The sequence below is a fragment of the Bacillus sp. 37MA genome, from assembly GCF_000372765.1.
GTDB lineage: Bacteria > Bacillota > Bacilli > Bacillales > Domibacillaceae > Domibacillus > Domibacillus aminovorans.
Map to the genome: position 1 here is coordinate 769812 of NZ_KB889752.1, position 24316 is coordinate 794127.

At 36.5% G+C, this 24316-nt stretch carries 28 protein-coding genes and 4 pseudogenes; 26 read left to right on the forward strand and 6 right to left on the reverse strand.

Going from position 1 to position 24316, the window contains the following annotated elements; all coding sequences use genetic code 11:
• The first annotated feature begins 95 nt into the window (after window positions 1–95).
• From A3M5_RS0104085 to A3M5_RS0104120, 9 genes and pseudogenes are all read left to right on the forward strand, one after another.
• Entirely contained in the window at window positions 96–464 is a 369-nt protein-coding gene (locus A3M5_RS0104085) for a type II toxin-antitoxin system PemK/MazF family toxin (RefSeq protein ID WP_018392492.1), read from the forward strand.
• Between the two features lie 150 nt (window positions 465–614).
• Window positions 615–821, forward strand: coding sequence for a hypothetical protein (locus A3M5_RS0104090; protein WP_018392493.1), 207 nt, complete (start codon window positions 615–617; stop codon window positions 819–821).
• A gap of 186 nt (window positions 822–1007) precedes the next feature.
• Window positions 1008–2504: a GGDEF domain-containing protein gene (locus tag A3M5_RS22150; protein ID WP_018392494.1), complete on the forward strand. Its 1497-nt coding sequence runs from the start codon at window positions 1008–1010 to the stop codon at window positions 2502–2504.
• Window positions 2505–2634: 130 nt separating this feature from the next.
• Window positions 2635–2778, forward strand: a complete 144-nt coding sequence (locus A3M5_RS25125) for a hypothetical protein (protein ID WP_018392495.1) — start codon at window positions 2635–2637, stop codon at window positions 2776–2778.
• Window positions 2779–2909: 131 nt separating this feature from the next.
• Window positions 2910–3968 (forward strand): S-layer homology domain-containing protein, encoded by a 1059-nt coding sequence (locus A3M5_RS0104105; RefSeq protein ID WP_018392496.1) that lies wholly within the window; start codon window positions 2910–2912, stop codon window positions 3966–3968.
• Between the two features lie 120 nt (window positions 3969–4088).
• A pseudogene (gene terS / locus A3M5_RS22155) lies at window positions 4089–4815 on the forward strand (phage terminase small subunit).
• Window positions 4815–5567 (forward strand): annotated as a pseudogene (locus A3M5_RS22160) (PBSX family phage terminase large subunit); the annotation flags it as partial. The pseudogenes terS and A3M5_RS22160, both read left to right, overlap by 1 nt.
• Before the next feature lie 67 nt (window positions 5568–5634).
• Window positions 5635–5775 (forward strand): DUF7674 family protein, encoded by a 141-nt coding sequence (locus tag A3M5_RS26770; protein ID WP_502685407.1) that lies wholly within the window; start codon window positions 5635–5637, stop codon window positions 5773–5775.
• Window positions 5776–6155: 380 nt separating this feature from the next.
• Window positions 6156–6929, forward strand: coding sequence for a class I SAM-dependent methyltransferase (locus A3M5_RS0104120; RefSeq protein ID WP_026221578.1), 774 nt, complete (start codon window positions 6156–6158; stop codon window positions 6927–6929).
• A gap of 124 nt (window positions 6930–7053) precedes the next feature.
• Here the strand turns inward: A3M5_RS0104120 and A3M5_RS23615 are convergent, their stop codons facing one another.
• Together A3M5_RS23615 and A3M5_RS0104130 are read right to left on the reverse strand one after the other, a co-directional pair.
• Window positions 7054–7503: a DUF5063 domain-containing protein gene (locus tag A3M5_RS23615; protein ID WP_018392499.1), complete on the reverse strand. Its 450-nt coding sequence runs from the start codon at window positions 7501–7503 to the stop codon at window positions 7054–7056.
• 248 nt (window positions 7504–7751) lie between these two features.
• Window positions 7752–8210, reverse strand: a complete 459-nt coding sequence (locus A3M5_RS0104130; RefSeq protein ID WP_018392500.1) for an immunoglobulin-like domain-containing protein — start codon at window positions 8208–8210, stop codon at window positions 7752–7754.
• Between the two features lie 100 nt (window positions 8211–8310).
• Between A3M5_RS0104130 and A3M5_RS25950 the strand changes: the two are divergent.
• Together A3M5_RS25950 and A3M5_RS25130 are read left to right on the forward strand one after the other, a co-directional pair.
• Window positions 8311–8550, forward strand: a pseudogene (locus tag A3M5_RS25950) (IS1595 family transposase); the annotation flags it as partial.
• Window positions 8551–8574: 24 nt separating this feature from the next.
• Window positions 8575–8733 (forward strand): hypothetical protein, encoded by a 159-nt coding sequence (locus A3M5_RS25130; protein ID WP_018392501.1) that lies wholly within the window; start codon window positions 8575–8577, stop codon window positions 8731–8733.
• A 567-nt stretch (window positions 8734–9300) separates the two neighbouring features.
• Here the strand turns inward: A3M5_RS25130 and A3M5_RS24285 are convergent.
• Complete coding sequence (locus tag A3M5_RS24285) at window positions 9301–9471, reverse strand: DUF4352 domain-containing protein (protein WP_018392502.1); 171 nt, start codon at window positions 9469–9471, stop codon at window positions 9301–9303.
• 180 nt (window positions 9472–9651) lie between these two features.
• On the opposite strand from A3M5_RS24285, the gene A3M5_RS0104145 reads away from it, so the two are divergent.
• The 8 genes and pseudogenes from A3M5_RS0104145 (at window position 9652) to A3M5_RS25690 (ending at window position 14588) form a co-directional block, all read left to right on the forward strand.
• Entirely contained in the window at window positions 9652–10104 is a 453-nt protein-coding gene (locus A3M5_RS0104145) for an OsmC family protein (RefSeq protein ID WP_018392503.1), read from the forward strand.
• 339 nt (window positions 10105–10443) lie between these two features.
• Window positions 10444–10578 (forward strand): hypothetical protein, encoded by a 135-nt coding sequence (locus A3M5_RS26360; RefSeq protein ID WP_018392504.1) that lies wholly within the window; start codon window positions 10444–10446, stop codon window positions 10576–10578.
• A 409-nt stretch (window positions 10579–10987) separates the two neighbouring features.
• The gene (locus A3M5_RS0104155) at window positions 10988–12277 is read left to right on the forward strand and encodes a homocysteine synthase (protein ID WP_018392505.1); all 1290 of its coding nucleotides are present in this window, start codon (window positions 10988–10990) and stop codon (window positions 12275–12277) included.
• Between the two features lie 234 nt (window positions 12278–12511).
• A pseudogene (locus A3M5_RS26775) lies at window positions 12512–12613 on the forward strand (competence protein ComG); the annotation flags it as partial.
• A 1242-nt stretch (window positions 12614–13855) separates the two neighbouring features.
• A complete protein-coding gene (locus A3M5_RS25955; RefSeq protein ID WP_018392507.1) occupies window positions 13856–13972 on the forward strand; it encodes a prepilin-type N-terminal cleavage/methylation domain-containing protein in 117 nt (38 codons plus the stop codon).
• A gap of 36 nt (window positions 13973–14008) precedes the next feature.
• On the forward strand, window positions 14009–14164 hold the full coding sequence (locus tag A3M5_RS26780; RefSeq protein WP_502685408.1) for a hypothetical protein: 156 nt from the start codon (window positions 14009–14011) through the stop codon (window positions 14162–14164).
• The gene (locus A3M5_RS26545) at window positions 14165–14227 is read left to right on the forward strand and encodes a prepilin-type N-terminal cleavage/methylation domain-containing protein (RefSeq protein ID WP_152333368.1); all 63 of its coding nucleotides are present in this window, start codon (window positions 14165–14167) and stop codon (window positions 14225–14227) included.
• A gap of 43 nt (window positions 14228–14270) precedes the next feature.
• Window positions 14271–14588 carry a hypothetical protein gene (locus tag A3M5_RS25690; RefSeq protein ID WP_018392508.1) on the forward strand — a complete coding sequence of 106 codons (318 nt, stop codon included), beginning with the start codon at window positions 14271–14273 and terminating at the stop codon, window positions 14586–14588.
• On the opposite strand, the gene A3M5_RS0104175 is transcribed toward A3M5_RS25690, so the two are convergent.
• On the reverse strand, window positions 14552–14785 hold the full coding sequence (locus A3M5_RS0104175; RefSeq protein ID WP_018392509.1) for a hypothetical protein: 234 nt from the start codon (window positions 14783–14785) through the stop codon (window positions 14552–14554). The genes A3M5_RS25690 and A3M5_RS0104175 overlap by 37 nt on opposite strands.
• 386 nt (window positions 14786–15171) lie before the next feature.
• On the opposite strand from A3M5_RS0104175, the gene A3M5_RS0104180 reads away from it, so the two are divergent.
• Complete coding sequence (locus A3M5_RS0104180) at window positions 15172–16158, forward strand: S-layer homology domain-containing protein (protein WP_018392510.1); 987 nt, start codon at window positions 15172–15174, stop codon at window positions 16156–16158.
• Between the two features lie 46 nt (window positions 16159–16204).
• Here A3M5_RS0104180 and A3M5_RS0104185 read toward each other — a convergent pair whose 3' ends face one another.
• Window positions 16205–16420, reverse strand: a complete 216-nt coding sequence (locus A3M5_RS0104185; protein WP_018392511.1) for a hypothetical protein — start codon at window positions 16418–16420, stop codon at window positions 16205–16207.
• A 334-nt stretch (window positions 16421–16754) separates the two neighbouring features.
• Window positions 16755–17177: a MarR family winged helix-turn-helix transcriptional regulator gene (locus A3M5_RS0104190; RefSeq protein WP_018392512.1), complete on the reverse strand. Its 423-nt coding sequence runs from the start codon at window positions 17175–17177 to the stop codon at window positions 16755–16757.
• Window positions 17178–17649: 472 nt separating this feature from the next.
• Between A3M5_RS0104190 and A3M5_RS0104195 the strand changes: the two genes are divergently transcribed.
• The 6 genes from A3M5_RS0104195 (at window position 17650) to A3M5_RS0104220 (ending at window position 22876) form a co-directional block, all read left to right on the forward strand.
• Complete coding sequence (locus A3M5_RS0104195) at window positions 17650–18897, forward strand: MFS transporter (RefSeq protein WP_018392513.1); 1248 nt, start codon at window positions 17650–17652, stop codon at window positions 18895–18897.
• A 680-nt stretch (window positions 18898–19577) separates the two neighbouring features.
• Window positions 19578–20285 carry a DNA alkylation repair protein gene (locus A3M5_RS0104200; RefSeq protein ID WP_018392514.1) on the forward strand — a complete coding sequence of 236 codons (708 nt, stop codon included), beginning with the start codon at window positions 19578–19580 and terminating at the stop codon, window positions 20283–20285.
• A gap of 174 nt (window positions 20286–20459) precedes the next feature.
• Complete coding sequence (locus tag A3M5_RS22190) at window positions 20460–20654, forward strand: competence type IV pilus major pilin ComGC (protein ID WP_502685414.1); 195 nt, start codon at window positions 20460–20462, stop codon at window positions 20652–20654.
• Complete coding sequence (locus A3M5_RS0104210) at window positions 20644–20829, forward strand: type II secretion system protein (protein ID WP_018392516.1); 186 nt, start codon at window positions 20644–20646, stop codon at window positions 20827–20829. The genes A3M5_RS22190 and A3M5_RS0104210 overlap by 11 nt, the downstream gene beginning before the upstream one ends.
• A gap of 336 nt (window positions 20830–21165) precedes the next feature.
• A complete protein-coding gene (locus A3M5_RS0104215; protein ID WP_018392517.1) occupies window positions 21166–21975 on the forward strand; it encodes a class I SAM-dependent methyltransferase in 810 nt (269 codons plus the stop codon).
• Between the two features lie 493 nt (window positions 21976–22468).
• A complete protein-coding gene (locus tag A3M5_RS0104220) occupies window positions 22469–22876 on the forward strand; it encodes a hypothetical protein (protein ID WP_018392518.1) in 408 nt (135 codons plus the stop codon).
• Window positions 22877–24316: the final 1440 nt, after the last annotated feature.

Genomic DNA, 24316 nt, shown 5'->3' on the forward strand with positions numbered 1-24316 from the left:
GGGGCTGATATGACGTGAAACATTTTCAGTGTTCTTCTATATTGCAGGGGATTGTCTGATTTTGTCGAAATATAGGATGAAGGGGATGTGATTTGATGGCTGATATTAAAAGGAGAGAAATTTACATGATTGACTTTTCTCCAGGGATAGGGTCGGAACAATTGGGGGTTAGACCGGCACTTATAATTCAAAATAATGTGGGCAATAGATATTCAAGCACTGTGATTGTAGCAATAATAACTAAAGTACATAAGAAGCCACTTCCAACTCATGTAGAGATAAACAAAGGGAAACATGGTTTAAAGGTAGATTCTACAATAATGCTTGAACAGATAAGAACAATAGATAAGTTCAGAATCGGGGCGAAAATCACGGTTCTTGATGAAGAAAAAATGCGAGAAGTAGAAGAAAAAATATTGGTTAGTTTAGGAATTGATACAGAAACAATGATAAACATCAGTTGAAGCATCCTCCGGGGTGCTTTTTTCTTACTCAAAATAAACAAAGCAAATAGCACAAGAGGTTGATACGATGTGAAATATTTTCAGTGTTCTTCTACATTGCAGGAAATTGTCTAGTTTTGTCGAATTATGTAAAGGAGAGGGGGTGGTATTTTGAAAGCGGTAGTAAAACTTAAAAATGGTAAGGTTTTTGCTTATAATTCTATTGAAAATTATGATCCGAACGAAACGGAAGGTCCGTTTATCGATGTCCTAATAGCAGGGATTAAGAATAAATCAGGGGATTCTAAATTTGAGAATACCACTGGTGAAAGAACATTTTCATCTGCTGATATTTATTCTATAGAACTTATAATGTAATTATACAAGCATCTCCGGGATGCTTTTTCTATGTCCAAAATAAACTTTTTATGTCGTACTGCTGCCGTATATATGAGAAGGATAAACTTTTTTAATTGTTTTTATTTAGTGAAGTAATTTCTTAAAAAGGAAAAATGAAGGGGTGTGTTAAAATAATAAAAATTAATATTAAAGGAAATGATGTTATTGTTTGTTAAACTACCGATTCTTTTTCGACATATTAAAGATATCCTTGCGGAAGATATATTCACGGAAGAGTTGACTAGACTAAATAATGAGATTGTATGGTACAGAATAAAAATTGCTTCTATAGTGTTAGTCATGAGTTATGTCTTTTATTTATATTTTGATTTTATAGCATTAAAGGATGTATTAGATTCGATTTTTAAGTTTACTCTTGTATGCATTCATTCAGCTGGGTTCATTTTATCCCTTGTTTTTTTATCTTTTCAGAGGTTGATCAGAAATAGAAAACGATCAATAAACCCTAAATTGTTGTCCGCAATAGCGCATTTTTATATTTTTGGTTATGTTTTTTTAGGTGCATTAGCATCAATTAATAGCCAACGACTGACTGGAAATATTGATGCTTATGTGATTATTCTTATCACGGTGGCTGTGTTGTTTCCAGTAAATATAAAATACTTGTTTTTTATACTTTTAATAAATCATAGTTTTTTTCTTATAGGTCTTTCCATCTTAGAAAAATCGAAGTATTCCTTACTATCAAAACAAGTAAATTCTACGGCAGCAGTAGTTTTCGCTGTACTGATTGCTACAACATTCTTCTTTTATAGAAAAAAAGACTTTTACAATAATAAAAAGCTAAAGGAAAATGAAAGGAATTTCAGGAAAATATTCGAGGTAAATCCCTATCCTATGCTCCTTACAAGTGTTAGGGATGGTAAAGCTATTTTAATTAATGAAAAAGCTAAGTTTTTCTTCAATTCGATTACAGATTCACTTGAAAAGTTTGGAGCAAGTCATTTATATAAGGACCTAAGTGAACGGGATATCCTAGCCAAGGAACTTGGAGATTCAGGCTGTGTTAAAAACTATACACTTAATTTAAAAGATTCTAAAGGATCAAATGTATGGGTATTACTAAATTGTGAACTAGTTGTTTATAAAAATGAAAATTGTATATTAACTGGAATTACAGATATTACTCATCTAAAAAAGATGGAAAATGAGTTGTTAAAACATGCTTCTACGGACACTCTTACAGGGATATTCAATAGAAGGTATGGTATGGAATTACTTCAACATGAACTGGAAAAAGCACAAAAGCAAAATTTGAAGTTAACTGTCTGTTTTATTGATGTCAACAAACTAAAATATGTTAATGATGTATACGGGCATTTCGAGGGTGATTGTTTAATTCAATTGACTTGTCTAGCAATTAATAAAGCTATTGAAAATGATGATATTCTATTTCGTTATGGTGGAGATGAGTTTGTCCTTGCTTTCTTAAACAAAGATATTTCCAATATCAATAACATATGGAACAATATAATGAAGGAAATAAATAAAACGAATCAAACAATAGATAAACCCTATTTTATTTCTATTAGCCGTGGTATGTTCCATTATAAGAGTGGAATGAATATCACTCTTGAAGAAATAATAAAATTTGCTGATATGGAAATGTATAAAGACAAAAATAAAATAGTGACTAAATAAGAAAAAGTTCACTTTGTTTTACCACATTTACCAGGATGCTTTTTTCTTTGCTCGAAATAAACAAAGCGACTAGCGCAAGGGGTTGATCGAATGTGAAACTAAAGATGGGGAGGAATGAAGGTGATGTGACATGGTCAATTGGGATGCAATACGAAAAGAATGGGAAGCAACTAAAATCGACGACGATAATTTTTCAGAAACAGAAATCAGAGTGATCATTGAGCTAGTACCCTGCGGGGTGTTTTTTTCTTTTGTTTCAAAAATCGGGGCATGAAGAAATAGAATCCCGGTTAAGGTGGTATGTGGTTCTTCTTTATTTATATTTATAATTAATCTCCTTCTATTTCTGTTATACTATATCAATTAATGAATATATTTCCAATTGGAAGTAAGGGAGAGAAATTTATGAAAAAGTTCAAACGTATTATAGCAGTTGCGGCAATAACAGGGGCGTTATTCGCTTCAGCGATCCCATCAGTATTTGCAGAGGAGCAACCACAGCCGACAGAGTTGCCACCATTAGAAACTGGCGAAGGGTTCTCACCGTTCCAAGACGCTAACGGTACAAGATACGCAAATGCTGTTTACTTCATGTGGATTAACGGAATTGCTCAAGGCAAGAGCGAAACTCGGTTTGGCGTTTCCGAGCCACTTAAACGAGTGGATGCGGCGATGATCGTTGGAAACTATGGCATCGAAGGACTCAATCAAAATCCTAAAAAAGCACCGTTCACAGATCTTCCTCAACGTGCAGTTCGAACGGTATCCGCTCTTTATGAGGCGGGAATTATAAGAGGTAAGACTGATAAATTATTTGGATCTAATGATACGATGAAAAGGGGCGAAGCGGCAGTTATTCTTTCTGGATTGCTTCCATCTGATAAAAAAGCGAACATTAAGTTTGACGATGTGGGGGATCGATACAGAGAAGTTATTCAAAATCTAGTTGCTTATGGCATTGTACAGGGTAAAACAGAGACTCGATTTGGCATGGACGATCCTTTGACAAGAGGTGAACTGGCGTTGATGATTCATAGAATTTTTGAAGCCAATAAACCAGACCCAGATCCATCTTTGTATGGTGAACTACCGTCCTCTGATAAAGATATATCTATGACGCTAGATAAAGATAGCTACAGCAAATCAGAGTCGCCTAAACTGATAATCACAAATGATAACTCATTGAATCAAATGTTTGGAGCAGAATTCGGAATAGAAGTAATGAAAGATGGTTCGTGGTATATAGTGCCATTTAACAAAGAATTAGCTTTTCCAGCGATTATAAACACGTTGCAAACTGGAGGAAAATATCAAAAGTCTATCTCACTTAAGGATGACACATTTGAATCACCGCTTAAAGCTGGTAAATATCGAGTAGTGCAATCATTTAACAATAATAATAACAATAACGATGTTGCTAAGTGGACTACAACTTTGGCGGCACAATTCACAATTACTGAATAAATTATTAGTTTGTAATCATCTTATTTACAAACATCCCAAAATGAAGGGAGCACTCATTAATGCTAGTGGGTGCTTTTTTCTTTGCCCAAAATAAATTAGTGGAGGTGGTGATGGTGTGACGTGGCGAACTGGGATGAAATCAGAAAAGAGTGGGAAACATCTAAAATCACGCTGGCTGCATTAGCAGAAAAACATGATGTAAAACTCGGTGCCTTAAAGAGCCGAAAAAGCCGTGAAGGATGGTCGAGAGATCCAACGAAAAAGGTTGCAACCGTCGACAAAAAGGATGCACCCAAAAAGAAGGGCGCACCCGTTGGTAACTCTAATGGGAAAGGGAATAAAGGAAACAAATCAGCATCACCTCCGAAACAAAACTCAAATGCTCTCAAACATGGTTTTTATGCAAAGCACCTTCCAGAAGAATTTTTAGAAATAATGGATGAAGTGAGACGGGCAAATCCGATTGATTTAATTTGGGAGCAAATCGTTATTCAATATACTGCTATCATCCGTGCTCAAAAAGTGATGTGGGTGGCTGGTGGTGATGATCATCTAAAAGAAGAGTCAGGAAGTAGCTGGGGAGATACCGGAGGCAGTGCATCGCATAAAGTGTCTTTTGCGTACGAACAATATTATGCTTATTTAAGCGTCCCGTGCCATGGCAGAGCTTCGCAATCTGATTAAACAGTTTGATGAGCAAGCTCACATTCAAGATGAACGCCGCTTGAAGCTTGAGCATATGAGCGCTGTGGTTGAGAAAACGAAAGCCGAGGTCGAAAAACTGAATGGCAACCAGGATGAGGGGCCAATTGAAATATTCATCAAGAGAAAGCAGGCGGGCTCATGATTGAAAAAGAAGTGAACCCCCATTTTGAAGATTTTCTGTTTGATTGGTCAACGAAGTTTCAGTTCCTTGTTGGTGGTTATGGCTCATCAAAAAGTTATCATGTGGCATTAAAACTCATTTTGAAGATGCTAGAAGAAAAGAGAACTGCTCTTGTTGTTCGCGAAGTATATGACACGCATCGTGATTCCACATATTCATTACTGGAAGAGCTGGTGATTGATTTAGGCCTGGATGGTCGAATTAAATGCATAACATCTCCTGTGCAAATCCGCTTCCCAAATGGCAGCAAGATCATCTTTAAAGGAATGGATAAGCCGCAAAAGCTGAAATCGATCAATAATATCTCCATCGTCTGGATCGAAGAGTGTTCTGAAGTGAAATATTCGGGTTTTAAAGAATTGCTCGGACGGCTCCGACATCCCACATTGAAACTGCATATGATTTTGTCTACAAATCCAGTAGGTGAGGATAATTGGTCCTTTAAACATTTCTTCAAGGATGAGATAAACAACCGCTTGATACTTGATGACGCGGATCTGTATGAGAAAAGAACAGTTGTGACGAATGATACTTACTATCACCATTCCACAGCAGAAGATAATTTATTTTTGCCAGAAAGCTATGTTGCCCAACTAGATGAATTGAAAGATTATGATCCAGACCTTTACCGTATTGCCCGGAAAGGTCATTTTGGCGTGAACGACGTGAAGGTGTTGCTACAATTCGAAGTAAAGCCGCACGATGCTGTGATGGAAGGTAAATTTATATCAACAAAATCAGATAGCCGAATTCCCAGTAATATTTGATGTAATTGAGTTATTGCATACAGATGGTGATGATATTGTTCGAGAAGTAGCAACAATTGGTTTATTAGAAGATATACAAAATAAATTAATTAGTAATCGGATTGATACTGAGATCTTTAAGCAATATTTGAAGGAAGAATCATTAAAATGGTGAAGCCGCCTTAATGATTTTTGGAGTGAAAAACAAAATATGTAGGTGGCCCAGAAAACAAGAGATTTAAAAAGGAAAAAACCACTTATCGCTCAACAGTTCGTCCCTATAAGTAAGCAGCACTAATCCCAACTTAGACGGCAGTTGATCGAAACTGTTGAGTAAAAGGCTCCTTCGATAACTGACTTAAAGGAAAGGCTCGTTAAAGGATATTATTGATTTTCTTGTTGGCGAGACCCCTAAAGGGTCAGATCGCGGAGTAATGTACTTAAACTATAGGTTAGGATTATTTAATAAGAATATCTTTAAAGATTTAAAAAAGGATCATTAATTTCCTATATAATTATAACAAATAAAAAATAGATTATTTAAGGATGGCTGATATCTTGAAAATAAAAGCTAAATATCAAACTTGGATACGAATTTACAAACTACTTATTTTTTGCGTTATTTCACTCATTCTTCTCTTGGTCACATTATTACCTGTTAATTTATATCTGCGAGTCCTATCAGGGATTTTAGCGTTACCTTTTATTTATATAGCATTTATACTTTCTTATTCAGTTTACCAATTTGCAGCATTTGGGGGGAATTATCAGTCAAAAATACATGATTTAATTGTTGCTAAGGTGAATTGGGATGGAAAAGGAAAAATACTAGATATAGGAACAGGCAGTGGTTCACTGATTATTAAACTAGCAAAGACTTTTCCTAAGTCCTTTTTAACTGGAATTGATTATTGGGGCGGGAATTGGGAATATTCGAAAGCTCAATGCCAACAAAATGCTGAAATAGAAGGGGTCTCTGATAGGATTGATTTTCTGAAAGCCAGTGCTGCAGAACTCCCTTTTAATGATGATGAATTTGATATAATTGTAAGTTGTTTAACATTTCATGAAGTAAAAGATACAGAAAATAAAACTGAAGTAATTAAAGAGGCATTAAGAGTGTTAAAGCCTGGTGGTGAATTTGTCTTCTTAGATTTGTTTATGGGTGAAAAAATATTTGGGGATGAAAAAGAACTCTTAAATGTCTTAAAGAAACATGGTGTATCTGAATTGAATGGCTACAAGCTTGCTAAAGAAATGAAATTGCCAAAGCTCTTATTGAACAAAAAAGTATTAGGAAATGCCATGATTTTGAGTGGAAGGAAATAAGCGTTCACTTCTCTATTATAAGGGAAACTCCTTTATTTAACTAACGAGGGCGTTTATTTAACAAGGTGATGCAGATCTATATGTTTTCTAATTAGTGTTGACCATGAATACTTAATGTAAACGTTTAGTTAAAACGAACAGAATGTAAGGCACGCATCGCCTCTACGAGGTGGTGCCCCCAATGAGTTTCGAAATCGAATTTCCAATGCCAGATTGCTTCTAGAGGTTCATTTCGCTGATATAATAGGATTCCTTTTTTTACATCTTGATAAATATCCAAAATGTCATCAGTCAAGCTTCCCTGAATAGGTTCTTCTAAGTGATAAGGTTCGAAGATGGTCCAATACATTTCGTGCTGGTCAAAATCTACTTGTGGCAAGGTTAAATCGGAGCTTACTGCCTCTGTTGCATTAGATTCAACTTGAGGTAAATACAACGCTTTTGAATACAAATCAGAAAGAGAAAAAAGGAGTTTATTTAGACGGTTAATTCCATCATTCGTATTAAATAAATCAATTAGATGACAGTAATGTAATGCTGATTCCAAAAAGTCTTCTGCTGCTTCAAATTTCATTTTCCATCCCGCCTCATTTTTAATCATAATCAATGACAGTTTTTGCGTTAGCTACTCCATTATTTTAACAGGAAAATAAATAATAAACTCAAATGAAAAGAGCGTGACAAACATTACTTAGTGCATTTCTTACTAATTTCGCACTTAAAAGAGGGATTTCTTACTCAACAGTTCGAACAAAATGTCGAAGTAAATAAATGATTCTGTATTAATTTATCCAAAAGAAAAAGAGCCTAAAAAGGCTTTTCTTATTCTACAACTTTAAACGGAGCAGCCAGCTCGCTAATAGTAGCTCGATATTCACCAGGTGTTAGTTCATATTTCAGGTCATTTACATCCAAACCCATGGATGACAATTCCCCTGGAAAATGAACAATCCCCTCCTCTGTGAAAGAGTCTGCTTTCATTGGCACTCTGTACCATATATCTTCTATCTTTTTTTCAAGGAAAACGTGAGTGCCTGTACCGTATTGTGTATTGCTGTCATTTTGAATTTCAACAATGATATTCTCAACTGATATCGGGTATTGGGCTTTTTCCGTTTTGATGGTAACGCCATTTTCCGAGTTCGGTCTTTCTTGAGCAGGAGCTTCTTCTGTGAGATATGTGTCTGAATCTTTTGTGCTTTGAGAGTCATCTGGTTGGCAGCCTGTTATAAGAAGAATTAACGCTGTGAAACAAAAAGCAGCTAGTGAATATTTCTTCATTACTGGAGCACCTCCTATCTTTATTGTACCAATAATTGGAGGGGGAAACAGCAAGAAAAGTTAATCAACAGTTCGTCCAAACAACGTATTACAGAACAAACAGGGTGTTTACCATATCCAAAACGTGAATAGCTACCATAGTCGACTAAAAAAATGGATGAACCGCTTTAACGGCGTTGCAACGAAGTACCTGCAACATTATTTGGCTTGGTTCCGTTATCTAGACAGCAAGGAATATGAGAACACAACGTCGAATAAGAAAAATATGTTGGTCGCCTCGTGCCTGTTTACTGTAAACGAGACAAACAATAAACTTCGACAAACGGCTTCTTCTTGCTGAACTAATGGGTTCGGGAGGTGTAACATGCAAAAGGCAATCGTAGTTTATTATTATTCCGATAAAAAGAATAACTTAAGTGAGTTAAATCAACTTCTTCAAGAGGGATGGAAGGTTGTATCTCAGAGTGCAGCAGGTGGGTCGGTACCAATGGTATATTCACTTGTTATATTAGAGAAAAATTAGGGAACAATGCTTCGGAATTCGTTGAAGAAACGGAGAACGATAGTTAAATTAACCGCCTTTTCAAAGGGCGGTTTTCTTTTGGGGTAAAAAACAACATTAAGATTTAACGTAGCCTAAATATAAATATCATTAATTAAGCCATGGTAAACAATAAGTAAATTTAATTTAATTTTACCAAAACGAAAAATCCGCCTGCTCATATCGAGTGGACGGGTTTTTATATCTCAATCTTTATTATAGAAGAAACACGATATCTCTCTAAATTAGAGGTTATCACCTATATTTATTTTGTTCATTGCGATTCCGAATGTGGCAAAATAAAGCAAGAACATCAATGCAAAAGGCTGCGATGCTTTTGTGCATATAAACGCATACAAAAACAGGTAATATAAAAGCGTACAAGGGAGCGGACTCACCATAAATCTCTTTTTGAAATGTATGTTCTTTATTGAAGGTTGATAACGCCTGTTTCTGTACCGAATACACCAGTTTGTACTTGCATTTGTGGATTTGGAAGGTCTGCCGGTACATCGAATACAACATATCCTTCAAGTGTCACGTTTGGATTTACGCTTTCATAGAAAAATCAGCGTTTTCATTTGCATAAATGGCTGCTGAACTGTCTGATTCATATGTCTTTCCATCTGACAGCAATTTAAAGAAGGATGAATCCACTGTGATTGCTTCGTTTCCTTCGTTAAGTACGCTAACTTTTACAATAGTAAACTGACTTTTCACATTAACCTTTCAAGTATCTATATTGTCATTTCTTATAAGGTCCCCATATTGAAAAGATAAATAACAATCAAAAATAGTTGACTGTAAGAAATGATATGATATATACTTAAAAACATATAAAATTAATCGGAATTATAATTTTCTGTTATCAATAAAAATGAAAAAAGGGAGCGATCTATCATGGCATTATCAACATTTAAAGCAAAAACAGTTTTAAAAGAAAATGTGTTAGTGGAAGCTGAAGCCAGAGGACATAAGGTAATTATCGATGAGCCCACCAATTTAGGCGGCACAGATAAAGGGATGAATCCGGTTGAGCTTCTTCTTTCTGCTCTAGGTGCTTGCCAGTCAATTGTAGCGAGAACTTATGCGAAGAAATTTGGGATTGATCTGCAAAATTTTTGGGTTGAATTAGAAGGAGATATTGACATTGATGGTTTTCTTGGCAAATCTGATGTGCGACCTGGTTTTCAATCAATAAGATATACATTCCATATTGAAACAACAGCACCTGAAGAAAAAATTGAAGCATATAAAGAATATATTGAAGCACATTGCCCTGTAGGAGATACAATTGCAAATACAGTTAATCTTGCTTCCGCTAAAGTAGTGGTTGAGAACCTAGTTAAATAACTTTAGCTGTCATTATCACAAAAAGGGAACCCGTTGTAAAAAGTGAAAATAAAAAGCCTTATTCCTCTTCTTATTAAGGGAATAAGGCTTTTTTGGTTATTCGCAGGTGGATTTCATATTTTGTATAGAAGATCAGATGTAAAAGACTTTATCATCCCATCAGAGGCAAGTTTATTAGTCAAGCAGCTCAGGCAATGCTGTCACAAGCAAATGAGCTACTGTAAATAACAAGTAAATTTAATTTTGCAGAAATGAAAAATCCGCCTGCAGAGTTAGGATAGTTTCGTGGACACAGTTTAATTAAGTCCTTACAATTATTTTTGAGAGGATGTATCCGGATTGAAACGTAAACCTGCAGGCAAAAAATATCGTGATGATTTTAAGAAAACGATTGTGGATCTATACCACTCTGGGAACTTGCTCAAGGAATTAAGCAGCGAATATGGCATATCAGACGTAACGATTTATAAGTGAATCAAAGAATTTACACCTATCGGTTCAGGAGAAGAAGCCCTTACACCAAAAGAATTAGCCGAGATGCAGAAAGAAAAAAGAAGTCAGCCATGCGCAATACATAGACTATCCATCAGCAAAGTTAGCTTTATTTCGATTTATAGAAGGCTGGTATAATTGAAAAAGAATCTATAGCAGTATTGGCTATTAAACATCATAAGCCTTAAGGACCAGGTTAGAAAAACAGCTTAAGATTAATTTTTTATATACAGATTATTGACTCAGATCTAATCCAATCCTTTTTTGTATTATTCATAAAAATTCTTACTATGCTAACAGAAAAATAAAGGAATTGTAGAAAATAGAATAACTTCATTGTATAATGCTTGAATATCTAGAATACACAAATTATAGAAATGAGGATTTGATGATGAAGGAAAAACATTTATTAGGATTTGAAACAATTGCACTTCATGGAGGACAAGTACCCGACCCAGCTACAAATTCTAGAGCAGTTCCTATTTACCAAACAAGTTCATATGTTTTCAACGATACAGATCATGCTGCAGACTTGTTTTCTTTAAAAGAACCCGGCAATATTTATACACGTATTATGAATCCTACTCATGATGTTTTTGAACAGCGTGTTGCTCAACTAGAAGGTGGAGTAGGTGCGTTAGCTACTTCATCCGGACAGTCAGCTATTACATATTCTATTTTGAATATTGCGGAATCAGGAGATGAAATTATCGCTTCTAGTAGTCTGTATGGGGGCACATATGCTTTATTTGCCCATACTTTGCCAAAGCTTGGGATTAAAGTTCACTTCGTTGATGTAGATGATCCAGCTCAATTCCAGGAAAAAATGAACGATAATACAAAGGCGGTATTTATAGAAACAATTGGAAATCCCCGAATTGATATTGCGGATATTCAATCAATTGCCGATGTTGCCCATGCAAATAATGTTCCACTTATCGTCGACAATACATTTGCTTCTTCTTATTTATGCAGACCTATTGAACATGGCGCAGATATTGTGGTTCACTCAGCTACAAAATTTATTGGTGGCCACGGAACCTCAATTGGAGGTGTTATTGTAGATTCTGGAAGATTCGATTGGGATAACGGGAAATTTTTAGGTTTGTCAGAACCAGACCCAAGTTATCATGGGCTAATTTATACAAAAGCACTGGGATCGCTGGCTTATATTACAAAAGCACGGGTTACTTTGCTTAGGGACATTGGAGCTTCTGCTTCGCCATTTAATACCTTCCTATTTCTTCAAGGATTAGAAACTCTTCCTTTGCGGATGGAGCGCCATGTAGAAAATACCCTTAAGGTGGCAAAGTTTTTAGAAAAACATCCGTACGTCTCCTGGGTTAATTACCCGGGTCTTGACTCAAATCCTTATCATGAACTTGCTCAAAAGTATTTACCGAAAGGAGCAGGATCTATCTTCACATTTGGCATTAAAGGTGGTGTAGAAGAAGGGAAGAAATTTATTAACAATGTGAAGATTTTTAGTCATTTAGCAAATGTTGGTGATGCAAAATCATTAGTCATTCACCCTGCCAGCACGACTCACCAACAGCTGGATGAAGAAAGTCAGGCGAAAGCCGGTGTTACTCCAGATATGATTCGTCTTTCTATCGGTATTGAAACAATCGATGATATTCTTTATGATCTAGATCAGGCTCTCCAGGCCAGCCAGCAATAATTAATTACCCGCAACTGATCATAAACTAATTAAAAACGCTACTCTATCAGTTTGTAATGATAGAGTAGCGTTTTTAATTGAAAGAAATAACAGGATTTGGGAGCCATTTTGTTAAATATACTTTTGCTTTTTTTATTGAAGAAAAGTTTTTAAATCATGAAAATATGAAAAAGAGAGATGTAGAAGAAACACGATATCCCTCTAACTCAGAGGTTATCACCCCTTATTATTGAAATGATGATTGTTTTACTTGTTATTACCGTCTTATTGTTCATTGCGATTCCGAATGTGGCAAAACAAAGCCAGAACATCAATGCAAAAGGCTGCGATGCTTTTGCGCATATAAACGCATACAAAAGCAGGTACTGTAGAAGCCTAGAGTGGAGCGGCTTCGATTCACTTAACGGCTAATTTCTAGTGAAATTTCATGATGGGACTGAAAAACAATTAAACGTATTTTAACTAGAGTTTAAATGGATTGATTTTTATGATAAATATAATAAAACTGGTAGACGATGATGAGGAAGTCTTCAGAAGCACGTGTAGCCTATTTTATGAAGAAGGTAGTAGTTAAGATGGAGAAATGGGAAAACGCCTATAGAGGACACAAGCTTCCGCCAGATGATCGCTTTGGTTTATAAAGCAAGAACGATCATACGTATATAAAGACTGTTGTTGATTTTCTTCTTGAACTAACGGGTGCATTAGCTCAAGAAGGCATACAAAAAAGACCAATTTTTTTGGTCTTTTTTATTTGGCTAAAAATTAACAGAGCCTGTTTATTAAACGTACTTATTTAAGCCATGCCATAAACTAATGTTTGAAAGGCAGAGATCCATATAGATGTAAAGAAAACCGTCTCTTCCTAATAAAAAAGATTGTTAGGTGATTTACCGGCAGACAAAGACATCGATACGTCTAGCATCTATTCCAAATGCTCCTGACCCTAGAGGCCAAGTAAAACCTGCAACTGATGTGGCACCAACAAAAACCGGCCAAAACCAAATCTGGGTTCCATTAGTAAGCCATATAGAAGTCCATCGGAAAAGGCAAAGTGCCATGCTTGGTGCATCAATTGCGAAACCTCTTATAGGTTTTACTGGTACTACAGATGGAGGAGGTGTTGTTGGTCTTTGCCCTTGCCCTTGTCCTTGTCCTCGTCCTTGCCCTTGCTGACCTGGCCCTGGACTGCGTTGACCGGGAAAAGGCATTGGAAATGGTAGTTGGGCAGGTAAGGTTGTCGGGTTAGTATTACCATAGTAATAATACGGAACAAAAGGATACATATAATACATATAAAAACCCCTTTTTTAAAAATTTTCTAACCAGTAATCTCAAAGTGTGAACACTGAATGAACGAAACCATTACGATTCGCAACAATAACAAAACTAGGACTATCTTTTGCATTCTGGATCATGACAAACTTCTTAATCTCCTCTTTCTATTATCCATACCATCATACTCCGCTTAATTTATAATGACTGTACAAAAAACATGAGAGAGGGAAAAGTTTTTTATAGTTATGGTAAAAATCAATACTTGAAATGATGGGCTCAGTATAAAAGGAGGAATAGAAGATGAAAAAGTGGCTGCAGAATGAAAAGGGCTTTACCCTAATTGAAATGATGCTCGTCCGTTTGATTACTACCTTTCTATTGTTTATTGCGATTCCAAATATAGCGAAACAAAGCTAGAATATCAATGCAAATGGCTGCTTCGCTTATGTACACATGGTACAAGGACAAGTGCAGGCGTATCGGATTGACAATAAGAAATTTCCTGATTCCATTGAAACGATGGTAACAGATGGATACTTGCGGGAGAATGAAACGAAATGCTACGCTGGGGGGGTATTACCATTGATGCGGAAGGCAAAGTTTTGGTAAGTGAAACATAAAGAAGACGGCTTTACACTGTTGGAAATGATGCTTGTTTTTATGTCAATATAAGGACAGTCGTTTCTTATAATAGATTGAGAAGGGAGCTGCTGAAATGAACGGCTTGTTACTTATGTCATTGCAAGAGAAGATGCCAATTGAACTGATGGACATGTTTGACGATAGTAAGATCACGAAACGCCGAATCATCATCACGGCAGTCAACCAGGATTATATTAAGGATGATTGCTTCACGAGAAAGCAGAAATGGACGTTTAAGCTTGAGAGCATTTTAGCAACTGTGAAACCAGCTAAAGGGAAATGGCGTAAACTACTTTCACCTATAGTACTCAATAGGAAAAAGTTAATGATACAAAAAAGACCGGCCGAAGCCAGTCATACAAGATCATTAATCACCATCGGCAAAACTTGAACCTTCATTTCCTTCCAGTCATCAAAATTAATTTCCTCTTCATGATACCAATCTAACATACCAGGATCCCAATCATTACCGTCATCTACAATACTTCTTGAAATTTCGTCGAAGAAAAGAGCTTCCGTGACTTCTTTTCCTTTGCTATTCCAAAGGCGATATAACCCAGGCACTTTAACTGCTTCGAGCAATTTCAATTGATCATCTCCTTTTCTCCTAAACTATCTCTATGTATATATATGTGGGGAAATAATTATATATGCTAGAAATATAGAAAAAAGAAGGCGTTTTAAAATATTAGGTAGATAAAAAAGACCTGCCGAAGCCCGTCATCCTTGCTCATTCATTATTTTATCGTTAATAAAATGATTTCAGGCTAGTGGTGCTTCCACTTAAATACATGTTTATTCGTCATACGGATTTAGCACCTTTGTGAAAGTAGTATTATCCGTGTGTTCAAATTTCATAGATTGTGTGCATCATAACCCTTTATTTTACATACACCATATATTAACAATCTATTTACGGTTAAATAGGTTAATGTTACAATCAGCGTAATACTACAAGATAGGGGTTCAACACGATGAATACATATAAACTTTTCACAGCAGCAACGGCTGTGACTATTGCTGCTGTTAGTGTTTCAGCACCTGCTAGTGCAGCATCTGGCCATCCATTTACAGACGTAGGGCCAAACTATGAGGAAGCAGTCAGTTTTCTCTATGAAATTGAAATCATTAAGGGGATCTCTTCTACAAAATTTGGTACATCTCAGTCGTTAACGCGAGGAGATGCGGCGGTTATTTTAGCCAATGCTATCGGGGTGGATACAGAAAATGCCCCGGATGCAGGATTTAAAGATTTAAACAGCCGAGTTAAAGGATCTGTTAATGCATTGGCTGAAATAGGTGTGATTTCCGGTGTAACGAAAACAGAATTTAAGCCTAACGATACATTGAGCCGGGGTGCCATGGCAAAATTTCTTGTGTTAGGGTTCGAATTGCAGGGTTATGAAATAGAAACGCCGTTCACAGATGCAGGAGGTGTGTTTGCTCCTTATATTGAGGCCCTTTATGGTACCGAAATCACTAGTGGCAAGACACCAACTTCATATGGCACACATCTTAATATTACACGTGGTGAGTTTGCTAACTTGTTAGACAAAACGTTTACGTTTATGATTGAAAACTCCTATTCTCCAGTCATTGAAAGTGCGAAAGTAACATCGACGACTTCTACTCAAATTGTCTTCACAGAAGCAGTCCCGGCCGAGTATAGACCGAGAGAATTAGCAGATTTCTTCTACTTTACAGTAAAATTAGAAGATGGATCGGAGACAGATCTTGAGCCGACGTTAGCCACACTATCAGCCGACCGCAAGACATTGACAATTCAGCATAAAAATTATGATTTGGACGGAAAAAAAGGTGTTCTGCTTATAGACGATTGGGAAAATACCATTGAAGCGCCATTTAACTATGAACAAACCGAGATAACAACAAGTTATAATCTACCAAACGAAAAATTTGATTATACAAAACTGCCTGGAACAGTAGGTACAGCCGTATAAAAGGGAGCAGAGAGCCAAATGGCTTTCTGCTTTTTCTTTGCTAACATCAGGGTGATAAATCTTCAAGCCCAATTTCCTGCCAATCTTCAAAATTAATCTCTCGTTCGTTGATCCAATCGAAGCTACTTGGGTCCCAATCATCACCATCATCGACAATACATTTTAAAATTTCACTGTAAAAAAGAGCTTCGGTGACTTCTTTTCCTGTGACATTCCATAATCGAAATAATCCCCGATGTTTGGCTGCTTCGAGCAATATCAACTTGATCAACTCCTTTTCTTCTATTATATAAAGGAGCGATAAGGAGGTTTGTAAAGTTTAGATAAAGAAAAAGACCGGCTGTAGCCGATCTGCTTAATATAATTGCGAGCATGCCCCGGTTCCGGCTGGGGCTTTTATTATAGCAATCCCTAAACATAACTAGTTGAAATCTAAACGTCTGTTTATGCAGGAATATATTCAGACATTTTCTATTGCTATTGGATTAACTATGCCTGTCACTTTAGGAGGTAATTTGCGCTTATTTTAAGTGCTATTTTGCACATCCAACTTTAAAATCCAGCTACCTTCACATTAAAAGATTAGCTGGGTTTCTTCATTTTATAGATTGATTAAATTTTCTCAACAGATCTCCAAATCTTTCGCAATCCTCATCCGACCATCCGTTCAGCAATTTTGTTAACCTATCCAATCGTCCTTGTTTATATTCAACTAACATCTTTGTTCCTAAATCAGTAATTTGATAGAAGTAGGCCCTTCCATCCATTGGGTCTGGAACTTTGTCCACATATCCTTTTTGCTCAAGAGCTGCAGCTTGTCTGCTTACGGTGGAAATATCTAATTGGAATTCATCTGCCAAAGCTCTTACTCCAGAAGAACCTTGAAGGTATAGTTGATGTAACAAAAGATAGGCAGACCGATCTAGAGTAGCATTTCTTTTATCAGCTGTAATAGATGTGAGACGGCGAATCAAGACCGCCAATTCAAGTTCTATGGTTTCCAGTGGATTTTCATTCATCTCTTTTAACACCTCACAATTGCCTTCTATAAAAACTATGATAACCTACCGTAAGCGTTTGTCAATTTACCACAATCAAGCAGAAGCCGTATTAGACGAATTGGAATATAATTGTAATATACAATCATATGGTTGTATGATACAATTACATAGTTGTATCATACAATTAAATATAAAAGGAGGCTAATTAGGAATAATATATACAACTATCTTAGTGATACTGTCAGAAATAATTAATGATTTCTATAGATCGAATCCTAGCCAGCTGTTTTTTGTCTGTGGTTCCGATTTTAAGCACTATAGGAGGATGCATATGCATGCTCATGAAATCATGAACAGCCAAGTGTACGCTCAGTCATTAGTTATTAAGGATCACTACAGGTAGTTAATGCAACATTTTATTAGAAAATATTCCTGTTTCGAATCAAACTATGAATGCCAAACAAAATATTTAGTAGAAGAGGGGAAGTATATGACATCCGCAACTCAAAAGGATTCATCTGTTATAAGTAACACAAAACCAACTAATCAAGAAGAGGGAAGTCTTCTTAAACAGCCAAAGGCAGTATGGGCAGTCTTTTTCGCTTGTATTATTGCCTTCATGGGGCTGGGGCTTGTTGACCCGATTTTGCCAGCAATTGCCGAACAATTAAACGCCTCGCATAGTGAAGTAACTTTACTTTTCACCAGCTATAATGCCGTTATGGCCGTTGCGATGCTGATTACCGGTACCGTTTCTTCAAGAATTGGCATTAAGTGGACAATGCTTACTGGTATCGTAATCATTGCATTATTTTCAGCATTCGGAGGGCTTTCGAATGATATTTGGACACTCGTTGGACTACGAGGCGGGTGGGGCCTTGGTAACGCACTGTTTGTTGCTACGTCTTTAGCAGCGATCGTGTCTCTTTCAAATAGCGGGACCGCGAAAGCCATCATTCTATATGAAGCAGCGATCGGACTTGGAATTTCAGTCGGACCCTTGATTGGCGGTTGGTTAGGCGCTATGTCATGGAGAGATCCATTTCTCGGGGTCGCCACATTGATGGTCATTGCTTTTATTGGTCTTTTTATATTAATGCCAAAATCCAAAAAACCAACAAATACTGTAAAATCCAAAACATCTTTAATGGATCCATTTCGGGCATTGAAGCACCGCTCTCTCTTAGTTTTCGGAATTGCAGCCGCTCTGTATAATTTTGGGTTCTTCACTTTGTTGGCTTATGCGCCTTTCGTTATGGGTCTAGATGAGCATGGATTGGGCTTTGTATTCCTGGGCTGGGGGATACTGCTTGCCATCACCTCTGTTTTCATGGCTCCAAAGCTTCAGCAATGGTTTGGAACAATTAGATCTATGTGTATGATGTTGATCTTGTTTGCTATCGTCTTGGTCGCAATGGGCATCTGGACGTCGACCCAATGGGTAGTTATCGCTGCTGTAATTTTCGCTGGTGCATTATTGGGGAATAACAATACGTTAATTACGACAGCTGTTATGAATGCAGCACCTGTCGAACGGTCAACCGCCTCTGCTGCTTACAGCTTCTTGCGTTTCATAGGAGGAGCTATTGCACCGTATATGGCAGGGAAACTGGCGGAGATTTACAACCCAAGTGTACCTTTCATTGTGGGTGCATTGTTTGTATTTATTTCGGTGCTGTTTATTTGGTTCAATTATAAGCATGTAAAGCATGTTGATTCTGTTGAAACAGTTCATTGATTTTATTTAGAGGATCTGCCATATGGCAAATCCTTTAGTATATATAGGATTGCATACAAAAGCAGGTACAATTGAAGTCTAGAGGGGAGCGGATTCGATTCACGTAACGGCGAATTTCTAGTGAAATTTCATAATGGGACTGAAAAACAATTAAACGTATTTTAACCAGAGTTTAAATGGATTGATTTTTATGATAAAGATGATGAAATAAGGTAGACGATGATGAGCAAGCCTTCAGAAGCACGTGTAGCTTAGAGAGATGAAAAAATGGGAAAACCCTTATAGAGGACAAAAAATGCAGCCAGATGATCACTTTGTTTTATAAAGCAGGGATGATCATATGTACAAAAAAATTTTATTGATTTTCTTATTGAGCTAACGGGGCAGGTTAGTTTAAGAGTCGTGTTTTATTTGTGACTAACAATAGGGCTATTTAATGGAGTAATACCTTGATTCTAAGCGTTGTAAGCAACTAAAACAGAAGGCATTGTAAAACATTTCTTTCTTACCACCAGTTCGAGAACATAGTGCCAACATGCATTAAGTGGATTCCTACATAACACTCACGCGTTCAGACGGTATTTTTGCTGACGAATGGTAGTTTGTTATAGGATAATGGTGATGTATTTGATGGGCAAAATATTAGGGGGAAAACTCCAAAAAGAAGGAAGTGCTAAACGATGAATTTAGAAATGGTTATGCAGGAGCTTGAAGCCCTTGGCAAGGAACGAACTAAAAAAATATACATATCCAATGGTGCGCATGAGCCGCTTTTTGGCGTGACTACAGGCGCTATGAAACCAATCGCAAAGAAAATAAAAATAAGTCAACGTTTAGCTGAAGAGCTTTATGCCACAGGGAACTACGATGCAATGTACTTTGCAGGCATTATTGCAGACCCAAAAGCCATGACTGAGTCGGATTATGATCGGTGGATGGATGCGGCGTATTTTTATATGCTGTCCGATTTTGTAGTGGCCGTAACTTTATCAGAGTCAGATATCGCACAAGAAGTTGCTGATAAATGGATCGCAAGCGGTGAAGAGCTGAGAATGTCAGCGGGCTGGAGTTGCTACTGTTGGCTTTTAGGGAATCGACTAGACGTTGAATTTTCAGAAAGCAAGATTTCCAATTTGCTTGATATTGTGAAAAATACGATTCACGACTCGCCAGAACGAACGAAATCCTCTATGAATAATTTTCTATACACCGTGGGGATTTCATATTTGCCGCTCCATGAAAAGGCAGTCGAGACCGCAAAGGCAATAGGTACAGTAGAAGTCAAACGGGACAAGAAAAAAAGCAGTTTCCTAAATGCTTACGAAAGTATTCAAAAAGTAGTCGATAAAGGAAAGCTTGGTTTTAAACGCAAGTATGTAAGATGTTAAATTTTCCTCGCATCGCGAAACGATCTTCAATTATCCAGAGCGTTGATCCAACGAGGGTTTATCGCTATTTTTGTTGAAATACTTAAACTAAAGGGTGCGTTAGTTCAATAAGACCTATAAAAAATAACAGAGCCTGTTTATTAAACATATTTATTTAAGTTATGCCATAAACCCATATTTGGCTGTTCCGCTTATTTACATATGGTACAAGGACAAGTGCAGGCGTATCGGATTGACAATAAGAAATTTCCTGATTCCATTGGGACGATGGTAACAGATGGATACTTGCGAGAGGATGAAACGAAATGCCCTGGTGGTGGGGATATTACCATTGATGCGGAAGGCGAAGTTTTGGTAAGTGAAACATAAAGAAGGCGGCTTTACGCTGTTGGAAATGATGCTTGTGTTAACGGTGTTTATGGCTTGCTTTGGGGCAGTACTCATTCCGATTTTGAATGTAACGAATGAAGTGAATGAGAATATGAAAGAAGCTGGGTATGTTACATGGGGAGAAGGAAAGTCGCGGACGTTGAGAGTGATTTAACAGAGTGCATTTTAATTATAGAAAAAAGCCGTATTAGTTGTTATGCTGATACGGTTTTTTAGTTGAATTAAGAAGCTCGAAAACTTTCGGGTATTTTCCTAATCATTCATTATTTTAATGCTGAGAAATTGTGCTTTATATTTTGGAATTTCCTTAACGTTGTAAATTCGCGTTTTGCTGGCGGTACCCCATTAATACATATGCTCAAATTTTATAGTGAAACCTTATTGATTCCATATTGGAATTAGATTTTTACTTATTATTTATTAGAACACTCGACATTAATTGATAAAATAAACTTAGTGGAAATTATCATTGTTGGGAAGGGGAAGTTATATGGATACAAAAATGGCTCGAAATCGGGCTGAGTTATCGGGAAAGTTAACAAACGTATTAGATTCTCGATCGTTAACAAATTCTCATAAAAGGCTTGCAGAGATACTCACCAAAGGAATGACGATTCTTGATGTTGGTTGTGGTACAGGAGCAATTACACGTGGAATAGCAGAAGCAGTAGGTCCAAACGGGCGAGTTGTAGGAATTGATAGTAATCCAAGCCTAATCGAAAAAGCCCGTCAAGCTCATGGCAATACGCCAGGATTAACTTTTGAAACAGGCGACATCTATAATCTTACCTATGACAAAGAATTTGACATCGTTACCTCGGCTCGTGTTTTAATATGGCTGTCTGATCCTTTGAGGGCATTGAAAATGATGATATCAACCACTAAAATTGGTGGGCGTATTTTGGTTGCTGATTATAATCATAAGAAAATATCATGGGAACCACAGCCTCCCTCAAGTATGCTTTCTTTCTATTCTGCATATTTGAAATGGCGTTCCGATGCGGGTATGGATAATGCGATTGCCGATCACCTTCCTGAAATGTTTCAAAAAAGTGGTATTGAAGAAATTATTATAACCCCCCAACATGAGATAACTAAACGAACAGATCCAGATTTTAAAACTCGAATTGGAATATGGGCGGATACTGCTTCAAGCAGAGGAATCCAAATGGAAAGAGATGGGTTCATCACTGAAAAAGAATATGTGACAGCGGAAAACGAATATCGGGAATGGATGATTCAAGAGGCCCAATCTTTAACGATGTATATGTTAGCTGTAGAAGGGGTGCGGCTCTTATAAATTATCCAAGAAGGCTGCCTACAAAAGTTATTCCCTTGATACAAATTGGTAATTATGAATAGCTATATTGATGTGATTTCTTTTGATAAACCGATTATAACTAAATTTATAAGAATTTATTTGTTCAACTAATGAGGTGCTTGAATTAAAGAAACAGGGTTGCTAAGGCAGCCTTTCTTATTGAACTGCCATGGAAGAACGGTGGATCTTCCATCTTCTGTGGTGACACACTGTAGCATGGACTGCTAACGGGTGCGTTAGTTCAACAACAGAGACAAAAAAGGCCGATTTTTTCGGTCTTTTTTCTTTGAATAAAAATCAGCATTGGATTTTAACAAAGCCTAATTCAAAAGAATTATTTTTTTGATTTCCTCATTAAGTAGACAGTACCATTTGCTTGGTAAAATAAAAAGGGATTTTGGTTGTTTATGTAGAAATATGGTTTTGATGAGAAAAAATGGTTAATAAAATTAATTAAGGAGTTGGGAACTTTATGCCATCATTTAAAAATATCAAAAAAGCGTTTCAAATAGTTGAATATAAAGGGTCAGCAATAGACGCCTATATTTCAAATAAAGAATTAGTGAAAAGAAGGCTATCTGATAAAGAGTTTGTAGTTGGATTTAAAAAAGTTAGAACTGATGGAAGTCTTACAAAAAAATTTGCAACATTGATGATGATTAAAGGGTGTCCGAATCTAATTCTTCACATAGGAAAAAAGCGTGGGGGGCTAGGACTGGAAAAACAAAATGAAGTAGATGAGAAATTAGGTCAATCATACGACAGAAGTGAAATGCAAATTAATGAAAAACCTAATGAAGTTTTTATTAGACTAGACTGGGTTAACGACCTTGAAGATATTAAAGAATTTATCGACGAGGCATATGAAAAAAGAGAATAACCTCTCTGCGATATATAATAAAACTCCGTCTGCTGAATCCATAGATCAAAGGAAGACGGAGTCAGATCATATTCATCAATAATCGCTCTTTTCGTTTTTCCATTTTAGTACAGCAGCACCATTTGCTTTTTGAACTGGGGCGTGAATGTGCGGCGTTCTCGCTTTGTCATATTTGGAGCTCCTCATCTGTTTTAGGTCAAGTGTACGTGACCTTAATTTTTCTGTCCAGATAAGTGTAGACGCTCCATGATGAAGATATACAACTGCACTATGCGATAAAAAGGGGGTATTTAAATGCCAATTAGCTTCTTAGACAAGAATTTTGGAAGTACGTTTTTCTCATTATTAGATTCAACTAAGAAACAGATTCGAATTATTTCTCCATTCATTGGTTATAAAACAGCATTAGCCTTAGTTAACTATTGTTTATGACTATGGTAAGTACTGATAAAGATGATAAAGGGACTCCTATAATTGTAGGTTATGCAATTACATCAGGATATAATGAGAAAAATATTGTCGATGATAATGCACCTTTTAATTCAAATGAAAGGAGAGGTAGATATCCTTACTTTGTCGAATTAACGAGTGGTCGTTTCCTAAAGGGTCCTATTAAAGAAGGGATTACACTAAGAGAGTTTGCTCGGGAGTTACAAACTGACTTGTACCCTAATCCAAAGTCAAACTTCAATGAGATTATTTATACACATAGACAGAAGTCTCACCTGTAAGTAACAGAAAGAGCACATGACTATATAATGCAACGGTTAGAATCATTGTTTAAAGAATATGGGTACGAAGAGCTGTAACAAATCTAATACACATAATAAAGGGGGCAATTGTCCTCAATGAGACAAGCTATTAAGCTTGTCTTTATTTACTTTAAATCCAACCTAAAGTCAGGTCTTATAAATGAAATTTCAATTAGATTATGCTATTTTTCTAAATGAAAAATAAAAACCTCATTTAGATACGTTACGGTGAACCGTATCATAAATAACTGTAAACCAAAGAAAAATCCCCCGGAGGAATAACGAATCCAGCGGGATTTTTAGTTGCTTTCTTTAGAAGACAATCCAATATGAAAATAATAAAGACAGCTCGCAGCGTGTTTATTTATTTAATCCTCGTTAGTAAAACAAGAAATCACAAGACTGCAAAGCTTTCTTGAAGAACCACGGTTTTCAGCGAATGCTTCTTGCAGGAATGCTGCTACTGGAATAGCATACAGAAATAGCGTTAATTCTGCCTATTTATTTTGAAAATCATAGAAGGATTTTGGATAATCAACATCCGTGAAATAAAATATTTAATAATTCTGATTTGTATTTTAATTCTGAAAATTTTGAATTACAATAAAAAGATCACATGTGATTATGTTTATTATAATGGTAGTGATACTAGTCAGTAAAAGAACGTTATTCTACTCCTTAGCAAGTG